Genomic DNA, 1,757 nt, shown 5'->3' with positions numbered 1-1,757 from the left:
TACGTTTTTGTTAATCGAAATTAACGTTGGCACGCTTGGTTTTGTTTAGTTTTCAAAGATCATGATATTAGCCGTTGTTTGCGACTAGGTTCTTATCATACCATCTAAATAATTATAAAGTCAACACTAATTTTAAATTTATTTTTATAAGATAGTTTTTAATAACTTCTACCTCAGAGGCAGAATTCAATAATACCCTAAACATTAATCTAAGTCAACATCTTTATAAACTTTCTTTAATAAAGTATTAATAACTAGTTTATTATAAACCAGCTCACTGAGAAAACTACCAAACAACACATCATGATGTCCACCAGTACTCTCATTGAATTAATAGCAACTGTATGAAGGACTAATCATTATACGTATAGAAATAATAATATATCAAATACACCATACAAAGAGTGATGTGATTGTTTATCAATAAAGGACATTTTCTATATAAAAGATCAATCTACATATTAGCAATTGTTGTCTTCATTGCACTAGGACTAGCCTCAAGAAAATTCAGTGAACTATTACCGATATTGGTAGCTCAAAATGCTGGTGATATGTTATGGGCAATGATGGTCTATTATGGATTCCGTTTGATTTTATTTCATAAAAGTATACTTACAGCTTTTTGCTTCAGTTTGTCTTTCTGTTTCATTATTGAATTTAGCCAACTTTACCAGGCTGAATGGATCAACCATTTACGTAGTTATCCATTTGGAGCATTAGTTTTAGGAAAAGGATATCTGACAGTTGATCTCATTAGATATATAGTAGGAATTTTAATTGCAACTGCTTTAGATAAACTATCTAACCTAAGATAATCACTTGTTTTTTGATGTTAAACACTGCTACTATCTTAAAATACATATAGAATTCAAGCACAGTAGGTTCATTAGAACAAATACAGTAAAAAGTATATAAAGATGTAGAATCACTAACATCTATTAATAGATAGGAACTCACTTTTGAAATCAAAAGTATATACAGCTCAAATTATTTTTGTACCTTGATGAAACACCATTTGCCACCTCTCATTTATAAGTTTCCATATTGAACTACGTAAAGAATATTGTTTGTTGTCAACATTAAACACACAATAAGTCGCTAGCACAATTTCATCAGAAAGAGGATGTATTTCAAAATCACTAATTTCCATGTTTACTATTCCTATTCCTTCAACACCTATATCCTCATTTTTATATAAAACTTTACCCGAGCTTCCAAATTCAAAGAACTTTTCAGCTAATAATTTTTTCAATTCCTGTTGAGAAGAACGAATCTCAGGTTTTAGTAAACTCTCTTCAAGTTGTTGCAAATGTTCTTTTAAATTTATCATCGTTGGACTCTCCCTCACTTTGGACAATTGCCTTTTCACATAATAGTATATTAAATTAAGTTTCACATTGAAATAAAACTCAATAATTCTTTACTTTTCTATTTAATAGTACACAAAAGACCAGTATCTCTACTGATCTTCTCCACTCTTTACTTGGCGATGTCCTACTCTCACAGGGGGAAACCCCCAACTACCATCGGCGCTAGAGCTTAACTTCCGTGTTCGGATCTCGGCTTGCGATAAGCGGCGAATCTCCCAAGCCTCAGGCTAGTAGTGCTTTTCAGTTTCTACCTCTTACACTATATCTTCGATATATAAATTAATTTAGGGATGATCAATTTATTTTCTTATCTTTTTCTACACAAAAAAAAGACCAGTATCTCTACTGATCTTTTCCACTCTTTACTTGGCGACGTCCTACTCTCAC

Annotated in this window: 2 protein-coding genes; one reads left to right on the top strand and one right to left on the bottom strand. The window is 31.6% G+C overall.

Annotated elements, in window-relative coordinates; translation table 11 throughout:
• Positions 1 to 413: 413 nt before the first annotated feature.
• Positions 414 to 815: a ribosomal maturation YjgA family protein gene (locus FS935_RS22990; RefSeq protein ID WP_439116693.1), complete on the top strand. Its 402-nt coding sequence runs from the start codon at positions 414 to 416 to the stop codon at positions 813 to 815.
• Between the two features lie 167 nt (positions 816 to 982).
• Here the strand turns inward: FS935_RS22990 and FS935_RS22985 are convergent, their stop codons facing one another.
• Complete coding sequence (locus FS935_RS22985; RefSeq protein ID WP_146950930.1) at positions 983 to 1,330, bottom strand: nuclear transport factor 2 family protein; 348 nt, start codon at positions 1,328 to 1,330, stop codon at positions 983 to 985.
• Positions 1,331 to 1,757 lie beyond the last annotated feature (427 nt).

The organism is Metabacillus litoralis (genome assembly GCF_007994985.1).
Taxonomy (GTDB): Bacteria; Bacillota; Bacilli; order Bacillales; family Bacillaceae; genus Metabacillus; species Metabacillus litoralis.
The sequence above is the reverse complement of the archived record's forward strand: the minus strand, read 5'-3'. Positions and strand labels throughout refer to the sequence as shown.